18 protein-coding genes are annotated in these 19,128 nt (G+C 30.9%); all 18 read left to right on the top strand.

Going from position 1 to position 19,128, the window contains the following annotated elements; genetic code table 11:
• The first annotated feature begins 14 nt into the window (after positions 1 to 14).
• The 18 genes from LXD69_RS15910 to LXD69_RS15825 all read left to right on the top strand — a co-directional run bounded on the left by LXD69_RS15910 (position 15) and on the right by LXD69_RS15825 (position 19,123).
• The gene (locus LXD69_RS15910; RefSeq protein ID WP_246916104.1) at positions 15 to 449 is read left to right on the top strand and encodes an OsmC family protein; all 435 of its coding nucleotides are present in this window, start codon (positions 15 to 17) and stop codon (positions 447 to 449) included.
• Between the two features lie 111 nt (positions 450 to 560).
• Positions 561 to 2,354, top strand: a complete 1,794-nt coding sequence (locus LXD69_RS15905) for a hypothetical protein (protein ID WP_246916103.1) — start codon at positions 561 to 563, stop codon at positions 2,352 to 2,354.
• 1 nt (position 2,355) lies between these two features.
• A complete protein-coding gene (locus tag LXD69_RS15900) occupies positions 2,356 to 3,585 on the top strand; it encodes a pyridoxal phosphate-dependent decarboxylase family protein (RefSeq protein WP_246916102.1) in 1,230 nt (409 codons plus the stop codon).
• 168 nt (positions 3,586 to 3,753) lie between these two features.
• Complete coding sequence (locus LXD69_RS15895) at positions 3,754 to 5,037, top strand: alginate export family protein (RefSeq protein WP_246916101.1); 1,284 nt, start codon at positions 3,754 to 3,756, stop codon at positions 5,035 to 5,037.
• Between the two features lie 119 nt (positions 5,038 to 5,156).
• The gene (locus tag LXD69_RS15890) at positions 5,157 to 6,329 is read left to right on the top strand and encodes a molybdopterin molybdotransferase MoeA (protein WP_246916100.1); all 1,173 of its coding nucleotides are present in this window, start codon (positions 5,157 to 5,159) and stop codon (positions 6,327 to 6,329) included.
• Between the two features lie 48 nt (positions 6,330 to 6,377).
• Positions 6,378 to 6,710 carry a winged helix-turn-helix domain-containing protein gene (locus LXD69_RS15885; RefSeq protein WP_246916099.1) on the top strand — a complete coding sequence of 111 codons (333 nt, stop codon included), beginning with the start codon at positions 6,378 to 6,380 and terminating at the stop codon, positions 6,708 to 6,710.
• Positions 6,704 to 7,450, top strand: coding sequence for a sulfite exporter TauE/SafE family protein (locus LXD69_RS15880; RefSeq protein WP_246916098.1), 747 nt, complete (start codon positions 6,704 to 6,706; stop codon positions 7,448 to 7,450). The genes LXD69_RS15885 and LXD69_RS15880 overlap by 7 nt, the downstream gene beginning before the upstream one ends.
• On the top strand, positions 7,450 to 8,016 hold the full coding sequence (locus LXD69_RS15875) for a molybdenum cofactor guanylyltransferase (RefSeq protein ID WP_045971625.1): 567 nt from the start codon (positions 7,450 to 7,452) through the stop codon (positions 8,014 to 8,016). Before LXD69_RS15880 ends, LXD69_RS15875 begins: the two co-directional genes overlap by 1 nt.
• Positions 8,013 to 8,255 (top strand): MoaD/ThiS family protein, encoded by a 243-nt coding sequence (locus tag LXD69_RS15870; protein ID WP_045971624.1) that lies wholly within the window; start codon positions 8,013 to 8,015, stop codon positions 8,253 to 8,255. Before LXD69_RS15875 ends, LXD69_RS15870 begins: the two co-directional genes overlap by 4 nt.
• 6 nt (positions 8,256 to 8,261) lie before the next feature.
• Positions 8,262 to 9,329, top strand: coding sequence for a HesA/MoeB/ThiF family protein (locus LXD69_RS15865; RefSeq protein WP_246916097.1), 1,068 nt, complete (start codon positions 8,262 to 8,264; stop codon positions 9,327 to 9,329).
• Between the two features lie 10 nt (positions 9,330 to 9,339).
• Positions 9,340 to 9,786, top strand: a complete 447-nt coding sequence (locus LXD69_RS15860; protein ID WP_246916096.1) for a molybdenum cofactor biosynthesis protein MoaE — start codon at positions 9,340 to 9,342, stop codon at positions 9,784 to 9,786.
• Positions 9,787 to 9,788: 2 nt separating this feature from the next.
• The gene (moaCB, locus tag LXD69_RS15855) at positions 9,789 to 10,703 is read left to right on the top strand and encodes a bifunctional molybdenum cofactor biosynthesis protein MoaC/MoaB (RefSeq protein WP_246916095.1); all 915 of its coding nucleotides are present in this window, start codon (positions 9,789 to 9,791) and stop codon (positions 10,701 to 10,703) included.
• An 81-nt stretch (positions 10,704 to 10,784) separates the two neighbouring features.
• Positions 10,785 to 11,777 carry a GTP 3',8-cyclase MoaA gene (gene moaA / locus LXD69_RS15850; protein ID WP_246916094.1) on the top strand — a complete coding sequence of 331 codons (993 nt, stop codon included), beginning with the start codon at positions 10,785 to 10,787 and terminating at the stop codon, positions 11,775 to 11,777.
• Positions 11,778 to 11,867: 90 nt separating this feature from the next.
• Positions 11,868 to 13,340 (top strand): MFS transporter, encoded by a 1,473-nt coding sequence (locus LXD69_RS15845; RefSeq protein WP_045971616.1) that lies wholly within the window; start codon positions 11,868 to 11,870, stop codon positions 13,338 to 13,340.
• Between the two features lie 48 nt (positions 13,341 to 13,388).
• Positions 13,389 to 15,017, top strand: a complete 1,629-nt coding sequence (locus LXD69_RS15840; RefSeq protein WP_045971614.1) for an MFS transporter — start codon at positions 13,389 to 13,391, stop codon at positions 15,015 to 15,017.
• Between the two features lie 138 nt (positions 15,018 to 15,155).
• A complete protein-coding gene (locus LXD69_RS15835) occupies positions 15,156 to 16,205 on the top strand; it encodes an MFS transporter (RefSeq protein WP_246916093.1) in 1,050 nt (349 codons plus the stop codon).
• Positions 16,206 to 16,318: 113 nt separating this feature from the next.
• On the top strand, positions 16,319 to 18,535 hold the full coding sequence (locus LXD69_RS15830) for a molybdopterin oxidoreductase family protein (RefSeq protein WP_246916092.1): 2,217 nt from the start codon (positions 16,319 to 16,321) through the stop codon (positions 18,533 to 18,535).
• Positions 18,536 to 18,553: 18 nt separating this feature from the next.
• Positions 18,554 to 19,123 (top strand): 4Fe-4S dicluster domain-containing protein, encoded by a 570-nt coding sequence (locus tag LXD69_RS15825; RefSeq protein WP_045971610.1) that lies wholly within the window; start codon positions 18,554 to 18,556, stop codon positions 19,121 to 19,123.
• Positions 19,124 to 19,128: the final 5 nt, after the last annotated feature.

Genomic DNA, 19,128 nt, shown 5'->3' with positions numbered 1-19,128 from the left:
TTAACACATATAAAATGGAAAAGCATAGCTATAATGTAAATTTAAAATGGAATTCAGATAGAAAAGGAACTTTATCATCAAACGAATTACCAACTATAATAGAAGTCGCAACTCCACCAGAATTTGACAAAGGAATTCCAAATATTTGGTCACCAGAGCATTTATACACAGCGTCCATTTTAAGTTGTTTTATGACTACTTTTTTGGCTATTGCCGAATTTTCAAAATTTGACTTTATAGATTTTGAATGTAGTTCAGACGGAATTTTAGAGAAAGTAGAAGGCAAATATTTAATGACACAAGTTATTATTAAACCAGTACTTACAATTAGCGATCCAAACGATACTGAAAAAGCAGAACGCATATTGCAAAAATCTGAAAAAGCTTGTTTGATTTCAAACTCTATTAAAACAGACGTTTTAGTACATCCTACCTTTAAATTTGAATAGAAATCTAGAAAATAATATAAGTTATTCTCTTTTGTGCAGTAAGTATGATAATTATCATTCTTTACTCCAATGATTTTTACAACTTTCGTAGCTTCAAAACTGAACAATTATATGAAAATACAAAACAATCATACTTTCCATATTCCAGTAATGGGCTTGGCGTATACAATAGACAGTCCAATTAGAATTGCACATTTCGGTATCTCTTCTGTTGTCTCTATAACTGACGATGATTTAATAGAAAAAATGCGTGCCTTTTATAGCAAAAAATTCAGCCTTCCTTATCAAGAAATTACGCAAAAATTTCATGATTATCGTGCTGAAAGAATTACCCATTATCTAAATTTAATGGATACTATTGTAAATGATAAATTTGAAAAATTTAAAACCGAATTAACAGAAAGTAAATCAGCTTTAGAAAACTACATTGCTTTACTTCCTAATAAATCAGACGTAAAAAAAACGTTGCAAAAATTTATAGATGAAGGTATCTGTTTTAAAGATGCCTTAAGGAAGTTTTTAGAAAAAAATAGTTCATTAGGTGAAATAGATGTCAATATCATGACAAAAGTTGATAAAGATAATTATGAAGGAAAAGAAAAATTACCAACAGAATTTAATGATGCACATGCTGCTCTACGTGGTTTTGCTAACAGTAATTTAAGATCTTCAGTTGTACTTTCAGCTGGAATGAATCCTAGATTATATAGTTATTTTGAAAATTTCCCAGATTTCTTTCCAAATGAAAATGCATTTCTTAAGAAAAAAATAATTTTAAAAGTAAGTGATTATCGTTCGGCTTTAATCCAAGGTAGTTTTTTAGCTAAAAAAGGACTTTGGGTTTCTGAATATCGAATTGAATCTGGTTTAAATTGTGGCGGACATGCATTTGCTACGGATGGCTTATTATTAGGACCAATTTTAGAAGAGTTTAAAACAAAAAAAACCGAATTAATTAATGCTACTCACGATTTATTTGTAAAAGCATTAGAAATAAAACAAATGCCAATTCCAAAAGAACCTTTGCCTTTAAAAATTACTGCTCAAGGCGGAGTTGGAACGGCTGAAGAACACGAGTTTTTATTAGAAAATTACAATTTAGAATCGGTGGGTTGGGGTTCTCCTTTTCTTTTAGTTCCAGAAGCTACTTCAGTAGACACAGAAACTCGAAAATTGTTAGCAAATGCAAAAGAAGATGATTTTTATTTGAGTAATATTTCTCCGCTTGGTGTTCCATTTAATTCTATTAAAGGCGTTTCTAATGATTTTTGGAAAGAAAAAAGAATTAGCGATAATAAAGCAGGAAGCTCTTGTCCGAAGAAGTTTTTAGCCCTAAACAAACAATATGATGACGTTGGACTTTGTACTGCTTCCAAAAAATACCAAGACATTAAGTTAAAAGAACTAGAAGAAAACAAAAAGAAATTATCATTGAATGAGTTTATAAATCAAAAATCGTTGATTACCGATAAAGCCTGTCTTTGTGTTGGCTTAGCCAATGCTTCCTATTTGGAAAATGGTATGGATATAAAAGGGCAACAACAAGGAGTAGTTATCTGTCCAGGACCAAATTTGGCCTATTTTAACAAAGAAGTTTCACTAAAAGAGATGGTGCAACATATTTACGGTAACGCGAATATAGTGCTTCAATCAGATAGACCTAATTTGTTCATCAAAGAATTAAAAATGTATGTAGATTATTTGAGAAATGAAGTTAATACTTTAACTAATGATGTAACAGCAAGTCAAATAAAGAAATGGAATTTATACAGAAATAACATTAATCAAGGTATAGAATATTATCAAAATTTATTTAAAAACACTTCTTTTTTGAAAAATAATCAAGACACAATTAATCAACAGTTAAATCTTTATAAAGCAGAAATTAACTCAATATCTTATTAATATGAGCAACTGGCATAAATCCACACAAAACGATAGATTAGAACGTATTACTAAAGCTTTAAATGAAAATATTAACTTTTCAAAAGATGTCTCCTTAGGTTACCCAGCTTCAAAATTAGATGGAAAAGTATTTTATGATGATGCTTCTTTTTTAAAAGACGCTCCCGTTTTAATGACCTATGTAGCGAATCCAAACAATATTGGCTGTCATACTATCGGTATTTCCGAAAAAGCTTTTAAAGGAACACAAGAAATTGAACGAGAAGTTCTCGAAATTCTTGCAGTTGATATTTTTAATGCCACAACTGATGATTATGATGGTTATATTGCAACTGGTGGAACAGAAGCAAATATCGAAGCTTTATGGATTTATAGAAATCATTTCATGAATACCTATCAAGCAAAATTATCAGAAATCAGTATTTTAGCTTCAGAGGACACTCATTATTCAATTGCAAAAGGTGCTAACTTGCTAATGATTGACTGGTTAAGAGTTGAAGTTAACTTTGAGGATAGAACTATTGATGAAATTAAATTAGAAACACTATTACAAGAAGCGATTTCAAAAGGTAAAAAATATTTTATAATAGTCGCAAACATGGGTACAACCATGTTTGGTTCAGTAGACAATCCCGATATATATACCAATCTCTTAGCAAAATACAACCAACTTTTCAAACTTCATATTGATGCTGCTTATGGTGGTTTTGTATATCCATTTTTGACTCCTAAAAATCATTTAGATTTTACTAATCAACATGTTTCCTCGATAACCATTGATGCACATAAAATGCTTCAAGCTCCTTATGGAACAGGAATATTTATATGTAGAAAAAATTTGATTGAAAATGTGTTAACCAAAGAAGCGGCATACGTTGAAGGCATGGATTTAACATTAAGTGGTAGCCGTTCTGGAGCAAACGCTGTTGCTGTTTGGATGATTTTAAAAACCTATGGTAAAAATGGTTGGTTTGAAAAAGTAAAGATTCTGGAATTGAGAACCGATTGGCTGTGCAAGCAACTAGACCATTTGAACATAACCTATTTTAGAGAATCTTTTATGAATATTGTTACTATAAAATCTGAATTTATTTCAACAGATATAGCATCTAAATTTGGTTTGGTTCCCGAATCGCATAATAACGATAACAAATGGTATAAAATTGTGTTAATGGAACATGTAGAGGTTGATAGTTTAAATGAATTTATATCAAGCTTAGGAACTATTTAAACAAGTTTTATTTTAATATTTAAAAGTAAAAAACTCTTTTTTTAAAATAATATAAATCAGCATTTTATAAAATAAAATAAAATATCCTAATGCCTGATAAATGTCATCAAATAGCATAATTCTTAACTTTAATTTTGTCTTATAAATTAAAATAATAAATAATCACATATGAAAACAAGTTATATAAAAAAGGTTTCATTATCTATATTTGTCTTAATGGGTGTAACATCATTTGCGCAAGAAATTGATGTAAATTTACAAATGAGACCACGTTACGAATATAGAAATGGTTTTAAAGGGTTAATGCTAGATAATGAATTACCAACTTCATTTATTTCGCAAAGAACTCGATTAAATTTTAATTTTAAACAAGAAAAAATATCTGCAAAACTTACATTACAAAACGTTAGAACTTGGGGAGATGTTAAAACAACGGCAACTAATGACAAAAATGGTGTAATGCTATTTGAAGCTTGGGGACAATATAGCTTCAATGATTCTTGGAATGCTCGTTTAGGTAGACAAGTTATATCCTACGATAATCAAAGAATTTTCGGAGAAATTGATTGGATCCAACAAGGACAAAGTCATGATGCGCTAGTTGTGTCTTATAAAAAAGATAAAAATCAATTAGACTTAGGAGCTGCTTTAAATGCAGATACAGAAGGTTTATATCGTGATTTATATGTTACTAATTATAAAAATATGCAATATGCTTGGTATCATACAGTTTTTAGTGATTTGCAAATGAGTTTGTTAGCATTAAATACTGGGTTTCAATATGAAGAGCCTATCACTACCGATTTGAAAGTAGATTATATGCAAACTTTTGGAACGTTTTTAAAATACAAAAAAAATAAATTAGATGCCGATTTAGGTATTTATGCACAAACAGGTAAAAGCAGATTAGCTACAAATAATACTTCTGTAAGTGCTTATAATATTGGGTTAAATGTAAATTATGCCTTCACAGAAAAGGTAAAAGCAGGTCTTGGTTACGAATTATTATCGGGTAAAGATCAAACGGATACTGATGATAAAATTAAATCATTCAATCCTATTTTTGGAACAAACCACGCTTTCAATGGTTTAATGGATTACTTCTATGTTGGAAATCATAAAAATACGGTTGGTTTACAAGATTTTTTCTTGAAATTTAATTACGTTTCAGATAAATGGAAATTTAGTGTAACACCTCATATGTTTATGACCGCAGCAGATGTAATTGATCCATCCTATATTACAAGAACAATGGATAGTTATTTAGGGACAGAGATTGATTTAGTTGCTTCTTATGAATTACATAAAAATATCGGAATTTCAGCAGGATACTCACAAATGTTTGGTTCAGAGACTTTAGAAGTTTTAAAAGCTGGAAATAAAGGATTAGATAATAATTGGGTTTTTGTTATGATTAATATTAATCCAAGAATATTTAATTCTTCAAAATAGTTAATTGGTTGTTAGAGATAAAAGACTATGTCATTCATAAGGCATAGTCTTTTTTCGATTTATAACTTTTTCAATTTTGTCCTCATTTTATCTTAAATTTGAAATTCAAAACCACCATTATGATTTCTGTACATCAAGCTAGAACAATATTAAATAATGCTATTCCTAACTCTAAAGAAGTTGAACTTCCTTTGCTAAAAGCCTTAAATTATTGTTTAGCAAATGATGTGTATTCTTCCATAAATATGCCACCATTTAGACAATCTGCGATGGATGGATATGCTTTAAATTTACACGATTCTCTATCGTATCGTTTAATAGGAGAAATTAAAGCTGGAGATGCACATAAAATGGTTTTAAAACCAGGTGAAGCTATTAAAATATTTACTGGTGCTGCAGTTCCAGATTCTGCAAATGCAGTTATTCAGATTGAAAAAACTACTTGTACAAAGGAAACAGTTCTTTTAAACGAACGTGTTGCTTTACATACTAATATTCGACCTATTGGTGAACAGATTAAAGAAAATGAAATAGCGCTTACAAAAGGTACAATTTTAAATGCAGCAGCAATTGGTTTTTTAGCTGGATTAGGAATTACAACAGTTACCGTATTTAAAAAACCAAGTATTGGAATTCTAGTAACAGGAAATGAATTAATTAAACCAGGAAATGTGTTAGAACACGGTAAAGTTTTTGAGAGTAATTCAATAATGTTACAAGCTGCTTTATTGAATGCTAATTTTGATGAAATTAACACTTACGAAGTAAATGATGATTTCTCAAATACAAAAAAGAGTATTGAAAAGACACTTAAAGAAAATGATATAGTATTAATTTCTGGTGGAATTTCTGTTGGTGATTATGATTTTGTTAAAAGCGCTTTGGAAGAGTTAAAGGTGGAAACATTATTTTATAAAGTTAATCAAAAGCCAGGAAAACCTTTATTAGCAGGTAGAATAGAGAATAAGTTGATTTTTGCTTTACCAGGAAATCCGGCTGCAAGTTTAACTTGTTATTATATATATGTAGAACCTATTTTACACAGTATTACAGGAAAGACAAATCCTAAAAACAATCTTGTTCAAAAAGAATTGACGCATAATTTAGCAGTAAATAATACGCGAAGTCAATTTTTAAAAGCTATTTTTTCAGATAATGATGTCTCAGTATTATCGCACCAGCAATCCTCTATGTTAAATACTTTTGCGCTTTCAAATTGTCTAATTCATCTTCCAGAAGGAAATTACGAATTAGAAAAAGGTTCAAAAGTTGATATTTATCATATTTTATGATGTTCTCATTTCGTTATCTTTGTAAAAGTATAACGAAAGAAGTTTATTTTGCGAATCAAGAGTAAAATTTGGATAGAATCTAATAACGGAATTCTTTTAAGTGAAGGTCGCGTGCAATTACTTAAAATGATTGATGAAACAGGTTCTCTTAATAAAGCGTCTAAGGCTTTAAAAATTTCGTACCAAAAAGCTTGGCGTTTAATTGATGAAGTAAGTAAAACCACAAATAAACCTATTATTGAAACCAAGATCGGTGGAGTAAAAGGAGGTGGAACTTCATTAACACCTTATGGAAAATCTTTAATTATTATTTTCGAAACGATAAATAAAGATTGCTGGCAGTTTCTAGATGAACAATTAAAAAAGCATTCTTTATGTTAGTCTCAGAAATCATAAATTCACCATTATTACTTTTACTATTACCAATAGTAGCCTTTTTATATGCAAGTGTTGGACACGGTGGAGCAAGTGGTTATTTGGCTTTAATGAGTTTGTTTGCTTTACCAATTGCATTCATGAAACCAACGGCTTTAATTTTGAATATTTTAGTTTCAGGAATTTCATTTTACTTTTATTACAGAGAGAAAAACTTTAAATGGAACTTATTTTATCCGTTTGCTATTACATCTATACCGTTCTCTTTTTTAGGCGGATTTTTAACAGTGGATTCTAAAATTTATAAAATCATATTAGGAACATTATTATTATTTGCTGTATTTCGATTATTAGGTTTCTTCGGGAAAGAAAAGGCTGAATTAAAAGAAATAAACATAAAATACGCATTACTAATTGGAGCAATAATCGGATTCTTATCTGGCTTAATTGGTATTGGCGGAGGAATTGTATTGAGCCCGGTTTTACTTTTATTAGGCTGGGCAAATATGAAACAAACTGCAGCAGTTTCTGCTTTATTCATATTTGTAAATTCAATTTCTGGAATCTTTGGGTTTCTATCAAAAGGAGGCGAAATACCAAGTTCATCAACTCTATTAATTGGAATTGTTTTCATCGGTGGATTATTGGGAGCATATTACGGAAGTAAAAAATTCAACAATATTGTATTACGAAATGTCTTGGCTTTCGTTTTAGGAATAGCAATTATTAAACTCTACACTATTTAATGGCGACTATATCAGCATACATAATAGCAGGTGGAAAAAGTTCTAGAATGGGTTCTGATAAAGGTATGCTACTTTTAAACGAAACTGTATTTATTGCACATATTGTAAAAGCATTACAAGAAGCCACTATTCAAAATATAACGATTGTTTCAACCAATTCAGATTATGATTTTTTAAACTGTAATCGAATCGAAGATATTTATCCTGATAAAGGACCAGTTGGTGGAATCTTTACAGCTTTATCGCATTCACAAACAGAACAAAATATAATTTTGAGTGTTGATGTTCCATTAATTTCAGCAGAAATTATTACTTGGCTGATTAATAATATAGATAACGAAAAACTAATTACACAAGTAAAAATCGCAGATAAAACAAGTCCGCTAATTGCGGTTTATAATCGAAAAGCAGTAACTGTTTTTGAAGAACATTTAAAAAGTGAGCAATTAAGATTACGAATGGTTGTTGAAGCAATTCCACATAAAACAATTGAAGTTCCTGATAAGTGGTGTGCTTTATTACAAAATATAAATACCAAAGAGGACTATCAAAATTTAATAAAATGACGATAACACTAAAATATTTTGGCTTAATAGCTGATATCACAAACACAAACGAAGAGTTGTATAGTCTTGAAAAATCAGATTTTACAACAAACGATTTGATAAAAGAATTAAATAAAAGATATATAGGTTTACAGAATATTTCTTTTGCTATTGCGGTGAATAAATCAATTACAACAACAGCAATTAATTTAAACAATAACGACATAATAGCATTATTACCTCCTTTTGCAGGTGGTTAAAAAACAATGATGGAACATTCAAAACGATATACACGACAAATGGCTCTTCCAGAAATAGGAAGTCTAGGTCAGCAAAAATTACTAAACGCAAAAGTGTTGGTCATTGGTGCTGGTGGTTTAGGTTGTCCTGTTTTACAAATGTTGGCAGCTTCTGGAGTTGGAACACTTGGAATTGTGGATGGTGATGTTGTGGATGAAACGAATTTACACCGTCAATTGCTTTATACAACTAATGATTGTGGGAAAAATAAAGTGGATGTAGCAGCTAATTCAATTCAAAAAATAAATTCAGATGTAAAAGTAAATGTTTATCCAGAATTTATTTCCGAAAGTAATATTGCAATTATTTCAAAAGATTATGAAATATTGGTAGATTGTACCGATACTATTGTAACGCGATATCTTATTAACGATATAAGCATTCATTTGGGTAAGCCAATGATTTATGCTTCTATACATAAATTTGAAGGACAAATAAGTGTTTTTAATTACCAAAGTGGACCAAGTTATCGATGTTTGTTTCCTGAGAAAAATGCTCAAGAAGTTCCAAATTGTATAACTACAGGAGTTTTAGGTGTTTTACCTAATACTTTAGGAATGCTTCAAGCAACGGAAATATTGAAAATTATCTTAGGAATTGGAAAAGTTCTTTCAGGAAAACTACTTATTTATAACGCTTTGAACATGTCTTTTAACGAATTAGAATTTAGTAGAAACGAAGAACAAATTCGTATTGGAACTAAAAAAGGTATCGAATTAGAAAGTTCAAAAAAGCAGAATCATGAAATTGGTAAAGAGGCTTTTTTAGATCTTTGTTCGAATGAAAACTATACGATTATCGATTTACGTGAAGCACATGAAACACCAAAATTAAAATATGAAAGCGTCATCAATATATCGTTTTTAGAAATAGAAAAACATATTAAGAAATTTAATAAAGATCAACCTATTGTTCTTTTTTGCCAGAGTGGAATTCGCAGTAAAAAAGCGTTAGACTTATTTTTAGAAAACGGATTTACAAACATAGCACATTTACAAAAAGGCATTCAAAACATACAATTAGAAGTTATTTAAACAAAGAAAAATGGAAACATCAAAACCTAAAAAAAAATCATTTGTTCAAGGACCAATTTCAGCAGAATTTATTGGTAACTCAATTGCTAAGCACCAAACTAAAACTTCTATTGGAGCACATAATATTTTTTTAGGTCAAGTTCGTGCTGATGAAATAGATGGAAAAACAGTTGCAGCAATTGACTATTCAGCTTATGAAGAAATGGCAGAGCAAAATTTTTATGAAATTCGTGAAGCTGCTTTTGAAAAGTACGATCTAACATGTTTACATATTTACCATAGTTTAGGTCTCGTAAAAGCTGGTGAAATTTGCCTGTTTGTATTTGTTTCGGCTCCAAGAAGAAAAGTAGTATATGAAGCATTGAACTATTTGGTAGAAGAAATTAAAGAAAAAGTAGCCATTTTTGGTAAAGAAATATTTGAAGACGAAACCTATACTTGGAAAAAAAATAACTAATCATGGTCGATATTACGCATAAAATAATCACGCAAAGAACTGCAACGGCTCAAGCAATTGTGAAAGTTGGAAGTGCAGCAACTATAGAAGCAATCAAAAATAAAACCGTTCCAAAAGGAGATGTTTTAGAAGTGGCAAGAACTGCTGGCTTATTTGCGGTGAAAAATACTTCAAACGCTATTCCAGATTGTCATCCATTACCTATTGAATACACAGCAATTGCTTATGATATTCAAGAAATGGAAATTCATATTGAAATTACAGTTAAAACGATTTATAAAACAGGAGTTGAAGTAGAAGCCATGCATGGAGCAAGTATTGTTGCTTTAACAATGTACGACATGCTGAAACCTATCGATAAAAATGTAGAAATTTCAACGATTAAATTACTGCATAAAAAAGGTGGAAAATCTGACTTTAATGATGCTAAAAGTTTAAATTTAGATGTTGCAGTGATTGTCTGTTCCGATAGTGTTTCTAATGGGAAAAAAGAAGACAAAGCAGGGAAAGTAATCACTTCTAAATTGAATACATTGGGTTTAAAAGTTTCAAATTATAGTATCATTCCTGATGAAATTACAGATATTCAAAAAACAGTAAACACATTAAAAGACGGTAAAACGGATTTAGTTATTTTGACTGGAGGAACTGGTTTATCGAACAGAGATGTAACTCCTGAAGCACTAATTCCATTATTAGACAGAAGAATTCCTGGTATTGAAGAAGCAATTCGTTCGTATGGACAAGAAAGAACACCTTATGCAATGTTATCTCGAAGTGTGGTTGGATTCATTGGAACTACTTTAGTAATTGCTTTACCAGGCTCTACAAATGGAGCAAGCGAATCGATTGACGCTATTTTCCCATCTGTATTGCATTTATTCAAAATAATTAATGGTTTTAACCACGGAAAATAATATGTTGAAATTACCTTGATTGCATATCATAAAAAATAATTAATATAAGCGATTCCATGTGACCATTAAAAAAAAACATACATGAAAATAGAAGATTTACAAGGTCGAGTGCATGATTATTTGCGAATTTCAATTACTGAAAATTGTAACCTTCGTTGTACTTATTGTATGCCTGCTGAAGGAATAAACTTAACTCCAAAAGCACATATAATGACGGCTGATGAAATTGAAACTATTGCCACAACATTTGTGTCACTTGGTGTAAAAAAAATTCGTTTAACTGGAGGAGAACCATTAGTTAGAAAAGATGCTCGAGATATTATTGAACGTCTTGGAAAATTAAATATTGATTTAAATATTACTACTAACGGACTTTTAGTTCATGAATATATAGATACGTTTAAAGAAGCAGGAATTACATCTTTAAACATAAGTTTAGATACTTTACAAAAAGAAAAATACAAGCAAATTACCAGACGCGATCATTTTGAGGTACTTTGGAAAAATATCAAATTGCTTTTAGAAAATAATTTCATAGTAAAACTAAATGTTGTTTTAATAAAAGGTTTTAATGATTGTGAAATTATTGACTTTATAAACCTTACCAAAGCCTTAAATATCCAAATTCGTTTTATAGAATTTATGCCTTTTAACGGAAACCAATGGGACAAATCGAAATTGGTAACTTATGCAGAAATTTTAGAAAAAGTAGATAATCATTTTGAAGAGAAAACTATTCTCCGAATAAATGATAAAATAAATGACACAGCTCGAAATCATAAAATAGAGTCCTTTAAAGGAAGTTTTTCCGTAATTAGCTCTGTTTCTAATCCGTTTTGTAGCACTTGTAATAGAATTCGCTTAACTGCGGATGGAAAATTAAAAAACTGTTTGTTTTCCAATACTGAAAATTCTCTTTTAGATGCTTTACGAAATGGAGAAAGCATACTTCCTATTATAGAAGAAAATATTAAATCTAAATTTCTAGTAAGAGGTGGAATGGAAAATGATACTGAATTTCAAAACCCGAAGCTTTTTTCTAAAAACAGAAGCATGATAAAAATAGGAGGTTAAGAAAAAATTAACATTTACTGATAATTGTCATAAAATTTGCAGCTCTAGAGTACTAATTTTACACAAAGTTAATTATTTAAGGGTAATGGTATGAGTAATTTATCACAATCACACAAGATATTATTTATAAACACTCTCGCGTTTACAATGTGTTTTGCTTGTTGGACACTAAACGGTGTTTTAGTAACCTATTTAATAGACAAAGGAATTTTCAATTGGACTGTTATTGAAGCAGGTTGGTTAATGGGAATTCCTATTTTATCTGGAGCATTAACAAGATTACCAATAGGTATTTTAACTGATAAATATGGTGGTAAAAAAGTATTTACATGGTTATTATTTTTATGTGCCATTCCTTTATTTTTAATTCCATTTGCAGATTCATTTTGGGGATTTGCCATTTTAAGTTTACTATTTGGAGTTGTTGGAGCTAGTTTTGCTGTTGGAATTGGATATACTTCTATTTGGTACCCAAAAGAATGGCAAGGAAGAGCTTTAGGTATTTTTGGAATGGGAAATGCAGGTGCAGCATTAACTACTTTTTTAGCTCCTTCTTTATTAAATTATTTTTCAGAAAGTGACCCAGAAAATGGTTGGAAACTTTTACCAATTACTTACGGTATTGTACTTGTAGTTATAGGCTTTTTATTTGTTTTCTTGACAAAAGAAAAAATTGTTCAAGGAGAAACAAAAAATATCAAAACCCTTTTACAGCCTCTAAAATCGATGAGAGTTTGGAGATTTGGAATGTACTACTTCCTCGTTTTTGGATGTTTTGTAGCTTACTCTCAATGGTTATTACCAAACTTCATGAACGTTTACCATACAACTTTAGTTATGGGAGGTGTATTTGCAACCTTATTCAGTTTACCATCGGGTATTATTAGAGCATTTGGAGGCTATTTATCAGATAAGTTTGGGGCAAGAAAAGTAATGTATTGGGTTTTAGGAACTTCAATGGTTATCAGCTTCTTATTAATGTTTCCTAAAATGGAAGTTTTTACTGCTGGTCCTGGAGTTTTAGCAGGAAATAATGGTATTGTTACCAATGTTTCTTCAGAGAAATTAATGGTTAATGATAAAGAATATGTTATTACTCCAAAAACAGAAAAACAAATAACAAATAAACCAATTTTTCCTGTAAAATCATCTTGGCAAGAAGTAATTGTTGCAGAAAACCAAACAGTTAAAAAGAAAGAATTATTAGCAAAAGGTGTTACTCATATTCAATTTGAAGCAAACATGTGGGTGTATTTGGTTTTAGTTGTCCTTATTGGTGTATGTTGGGGAATTGGTAAAGCTGCTGTTTACAAACATATTCCTGAATATTTTCCAAATGAAATTGGTGTTGTTGGAGGAATGGTCGGACTTATAGGTGGACTTGGTGGATTTTTCGGACCAATTGTTTTTGGTTACTTGTTAACTTCCACAGGATTCTGGACAAGTTCTTGGTTCTTCATTTTTGCAGTATCAACAATCTGTTTAATATGGATGCATAAAACCATTATTAAAGCAATTCGTAAAAACAACCCTGAATTTACAACGCAAATCGAACAAAAATAATAGTACAATTAATGCTACCTAATTAGTTATAAATTTAATAATAATTTTATGTCAGTAAATATTAAAGATTGGAACGTAGATGACGAAGGCTTTTGGAAGTCTACAGGGAAAAAGATAGCCGATAAAAATCTATGGACTTCTATTCCTGCATTATTACTTGCATTCTCTGTATGGATTATGTGGGGCGTACTTATTAAGTACATGAAAGAATTTGGCTTCAATTTCGGAATGACCGATGGACTTGTGGTAGGAACTGAAGCCTATGTAAATGCATTAAAAGAAGTAAATAATCTTTACTATACGTTACCAGCAATTGCAGGTTTAGCAGGAGCAACTTTGCGATTACCTAACTCTTTTTTGATTTCATTAGGTGGTGGTAGAAATGTAGTTTTTATAACAACCGCATTATTACTTATTCCAGCAGTAGGAACAGGAATAGCCTTGTCTGATGTAAATTCACCATATTTATTCTTTGCTATTATGGCCTTATTATCTGGACTTGGTGGTGGTAATTTCTCTTCTTCAATGAGTAATATCTCATTCTTTTTCCCTAAAAAAGCACAAGGATATGCATTAGGTATGAATGCAGGACTAGGTAACTTGGGAGTTGCAGTGATGCAAAAAACAATTCCGTTTATTGTAACATTCTCTTTATTTGGTGGAACAGCTGGTGCAATTGCAACAGCGAAAGGAGCTCCTTTTGAAGGGATGCAAAATGCAGCATGGATTTGGGTTCCGCTTATTATATTAGCTTCTTTAGCTGCATTTTTCGGAATGAATAATGTATCTACAGGAACTCCAAGTATGCCAAATACTGCAAAAGGAATTTCAAAAACATTATATATGATAATGTTAGGTTTAATAGCAGCTGGTATTGGTGCTTTTATGTTAGTTGGAATTCCTTGGGAATCATTTGGAATGAAAGATTCTGCAATGTGGATAGTACTTCCCATAGTAATTGTTCTTACTGTTTTATTAATGAAATATGGAACTCCTGCTGATATAAAAGAGAATCTTAATAAACAATTTTCAATATTGGGTGACAAACACAATTGGATAATGACAATTATTTATACCATGACTTTCGGTTCATTTATTGGGTTTTCAATGGTATTTCCAAAATTAGCGCAAGATATATTTGTGTATTCAAATCCAGTTGATCCAGAATGGGTAAACCCTAATGCTCCTAACATTATGCTTTGGGCATTCTTAGGACCACTCTTTGGCGCTTTAGTTAGACCAATTGGAGGAATTCTTTCTGATAAAGTGAATAGTGGAGCAAAAATTACAATGTGGAGTACTATTTTTCAAATTATAGCTGCATTAACAGTTGCTTATTATGTTGTACAAGCAAGAGGTTCTGAAACTCCAGAATCATATTGGTGGCCATTTTTCGGTGCATTTATGGTTTTATTCTTAACAACTGGTATTGGAAACGGATCTACTTTTAGAAGTATTCCTTATATTTTTAGTAAAGAAAAAGCAGGTCCTGTATTAGGCTGGACAGCTGCAATTGCTGCTTATGGAGCATTTATTATTCCTAATGTATTTGGACAACAAGTAACTGCTGGAACGCCTGAATATGCGTTATATGGTTTTGCAGTTTATTATTTAATTTGCTTAATTCTGAACTGGTGGTATTATCAAGGACCTAAAAGAGAAGTGGATAATCCATAAATAATTATAATAATTCTTTTCATAACAGAAGTGTTTGTGAAAGAATAAGTTATAAATTTTTATTATATTTAAATGATGGTAAAATTTGTCTTTTTTGAAGATGAATTTTATCTCACTAAAACAAATTATAGTATACAAATGAAGAACAAAACATTTAATACAAAAGCATTGCTCATAGCTACAGCTTTATCTGTTTTTATGATTTCTTTGGTGTTTTTCGGATCTAGAAATTTACAAAACTTCGATGCTGCATTAATTACCTATTTATTTGGGACACTATTTGCTTTTTTTGGTATTGTATATCGCTATTCTGTTTGGTTACAACGTCCTCCAACATGGATATATTTTAAAAGAGGAGTTAGTTACTTAGTAACAGGAAAAGTGTTTTCTCATCTTTGGTTTGTTTCTAAAGAATCGATTGAAAATATTGCTTTCCAAAAATTTATTTATCCTAGAGGAAAGTACCGTTGGATTGCCCATTTTATGATAGCTGTTGGTTGTACTTCTGCTTTTTTAATTACAATTCCTTTGACTTTTGGATGGATTCATTTTACGTTGGCTCCAGGAGGAATTGATATTTATGAAGCTCATTTTTTTGGTTTCCACATAATGTCATTTAAGTTGGGTTCAGTTATTGCGTTTTTAACATTCCATGCTTTAAATTGGTCTTCTTGGTTGGTAATTTTAGGTTCTCTTTATTATTTGAGAAGACGTCTTACAAACCCTGGTTTAATTGCAACACAAACTTTTGAAGGAGATTTACTTCCTTTAATTTTATTAATTGCAATCTCAGTAACAGGTTTGGGATTAACCTATTCATACCAATTTATGAAAGGTTTTGCCTTTGATTTTCTTGCAGTTACGCATGCGGTTACCGTAATTATGTTTCTTATTTGGATTCCGTTTGGAAAATTCTTTCATATTATTCAAAGACCAGCACAAATTGGTGCTCATATTTACAAGAAAGAAGGAATGAAGCAAGGAATGGCAATTTGTGAACATACTGGTAAAGAGTTTACAACAAATCTTCATGTTAATGACTTAAAAATTGTTACAAAAGAATTAGGTTTCAATTTCGATAGAGAAGATGGGAGTTCACATTTAGATTTAAGCCCAGAAGGAAAAAGATCGCGTTTAGCTCAAGCACATTTGAAAGCTAGACAAGAGGGTGGAAAATTATTTGGATAGTTTATAAGTAATCAGTGTTCAGTTTTTAGTGTTCAGACACAGTTTGTGAATATAGTTTACAGTTGAGATTTAATCAGAACACTTAAAAAAACAAGAACAGAAAATATAAAGACATGGCAAAATTACCTGTTTCAGCAGAAAAAATTATAGAAGAATTTGGACCTCATTTAAATTATTCACCAAAAGATGGATATGAAGGAAGGGACGAACCAGATAAAGTGGTTGAAACGCATTGTTGCTTTTGTGGTATGCAATGCGGAATAAAATTATTAGTAAAAACCAATAAAGTAGTAGGTTTTGAACCATGGATGGAATTTCCTTTTAACGAAGGAAGATTGTGTCCAAAAGGTGTGCAACGCTACTTACAAAATAATCATCCAGACAGACTTTTAAGTCCTATAAAACGAGTAGAAGGTAAAGGTTTTGAACCAATTTCTTGGAATGAAGCTATGGATAAAACGGTTTCAGAAATTAAACGTATTCAAGAAAAATACGGAAATGATGCTTTTTCTATGTTATCTGGAGTTTCTTTAACTAATGAAAAAAGTTATTTGGTTGGTAAATTTGCTCGTATAGCACTTAAAACAAAAAATCTAGATTATAACGGTCGTTTGTGTATGGTAAGTGCTGGTGCTGGAAACAAAAAAGCTTTTGGTTTAGACCGAGCTTCTAATACGTATGCAGATTTAGAATATGCTGAAGTTATTATTGTCGCTGGAGCGAATATTAGTGAAACTTTCCCAACATTAACACATTGGATATGGAAAGCACGTGATAGAGGTGCAAAACTTATTGTTGTTGATCCTCGTGTTATTCCGTTAGCAAGAACTGCTGATGTGCATTTAAATGTAAAACCTGGAACAGATTCAGCTTTATATGGGGCAATGTTAAAATATTTGGTTGATAACGATATGTTAGATCATGATTTTATTGATAATTATACTTCAGGATTTGATATGACTATCGATGCTGTAAAAGAGTATACATTAGAATGGGCAGAAGAAGTAACAGGAATTAAAAAAGAAAAAATTAAAGAAGCTGCTGAACTTTGGGGTAAAGCCAAAACAAGTTTCTTATTACATGCAAGAGGAATTGAACATCATTCTAAAGGAGTTGATAATGTTTTAGGTTGTATCAATTTAGTATTAGCAACTGGTAGAATTGGAAGACCTTATTGTGGTTATGGAACCATTACTGGTCAAGGAAATGGTCAAGGTGGTAGAGAACACGGACACAAATGTGATCAATTACCTGGAAATAGAGATATTGAAAACCCAGAACACAGAAAATATATTTCTGAAGTTTGGGGTATAGATGAAAAAGATTTGCCTGGAAAAGGATTATCTGCTTATGAAATTATTGAAGCCATTCATAGAGGTGAAATAAAAGGTTTAATTTCTTTATGTTTTAACCCATTGGTTTCTTTACCAAATAGTAATTACGTTCGTGAAGCTTTAGAAAAATTAGAATATTATGTATGTATCGACTTTTTCTTAAACGAAACGGCTCGTCATGCTGACATTGTTTTAGCAGGTTCATTACAGGAAGAAGAAGAAGGAACAACAACTTCTGCCGAAGGTAGAGTAATTAGAATTCGTCAAGCAGTAACTCCACCAGGAGATGCAAGAACAGATACTTCTATTCTATTAGAATTAGCAGAAAGATTAGGTGTAAAAGATAAGTTTACTTATGATGATAATGAAGCTATTTTTAATGAATTAAGAGTTGCTTCTAAAGGAGGTACTGCCGATTATAACGGAATTACGTATAAAAGAATTGAAGATAATATGGGAATGTTTTGGCCATGTCCTACGGAAGATCATCCAGGAACTCCAAGACTTTGGGAAGATAAAAAGTTTAAAACACCAGATGGTAAAGCACACTTTAACCCAGCTCCTTATAAATTACCAGGTGAAGTTACAGATGAAAATTATCCAGTAACATTAACAACTGGTCGTGTAGTTTCACAATATTTAAGTGGAACACAGACACGTAGAATTGGAAAATTAGTTGACCAATATCCAGAACCATTATTAGAAATTCATCCAGAATTGGCTGCAAAATATGGTATTCAACAAAATGAATTAATTAAAGTAAGTACTCGAAGAGGTGAAGCTATATTTCCTGCAAATATTGTAGAAACTATTCGTAAAGACACGGTATTTATTCCTTACCATTGGTCTGGATTAAAATCGGCTAATTTATTAACACCTGGAACTTTGGATCCTATTTCAAAAATTCCAGAATTTAAAGTCTCTGCTTGTAAACTAGAACCTTTAAGACAACAAGCAAAACCATCAAGTGAAACGAAAGCATACGCTAGTATTTAATCTATAAAAAATTAAAATATGAATTATACCAATTTTAATAAAAATGAAGAATTTTTTGTAGATATGCAACGTTGCATTGGTTGTAAAGCTTGTGAAATGGCTTGTGCGGAATGTGAAACAAATGGACAAGATTCTATGATTCATGTCAATTATGTGGAACGTTCTGAAACGATTCAAACAACAGTACAAGTTTGTATGCATTGCGATGATCCTGTTTGTGCAAGTGTTTGTCCTGCGGATGCTATTTCTAAAGATGAATTCGGAATTGTACATACTGCAAATACAGAAAGATGTATTGGTTGTTCCAACTGTGTAATTGCTTGTCCGTTTGGAGTACCAAAAAAAGTAGAAGAATATGACTTAATGATGAAGTGTACTATGTGTTACGATAGAACAAGCGTTGGTAAAAAACCAATGTGTGCAACCGTTTGTCCAAGTGGTGCTTTATTTTATGGTACAAGAGAAGAAATTCAAGAAATGCGTCCTAACAGTTCTCCAGTAAACACTTTTGTTTTTGGAAAAGAAGTTGTCAATACAAAAGTAAATATCATGATGCCGAAAGGTAGTAATGAATTAATAATATATTAAACTTA

It is taken from the genome of Flavobacterium sediminilitoris (assembly GCF_023008245.1).
Lineage (GTDB): Bacteria > Bacteroidota > Bacteroidia > Flavobacteriales > Flavobacteriaceae > Flavobacterium > Flavobacterium sediminilitoris.
Note: the sequence above shows the minus strand (reverse complement) of the source record. Positions and strands in the feature narration are given on the sequence as shown.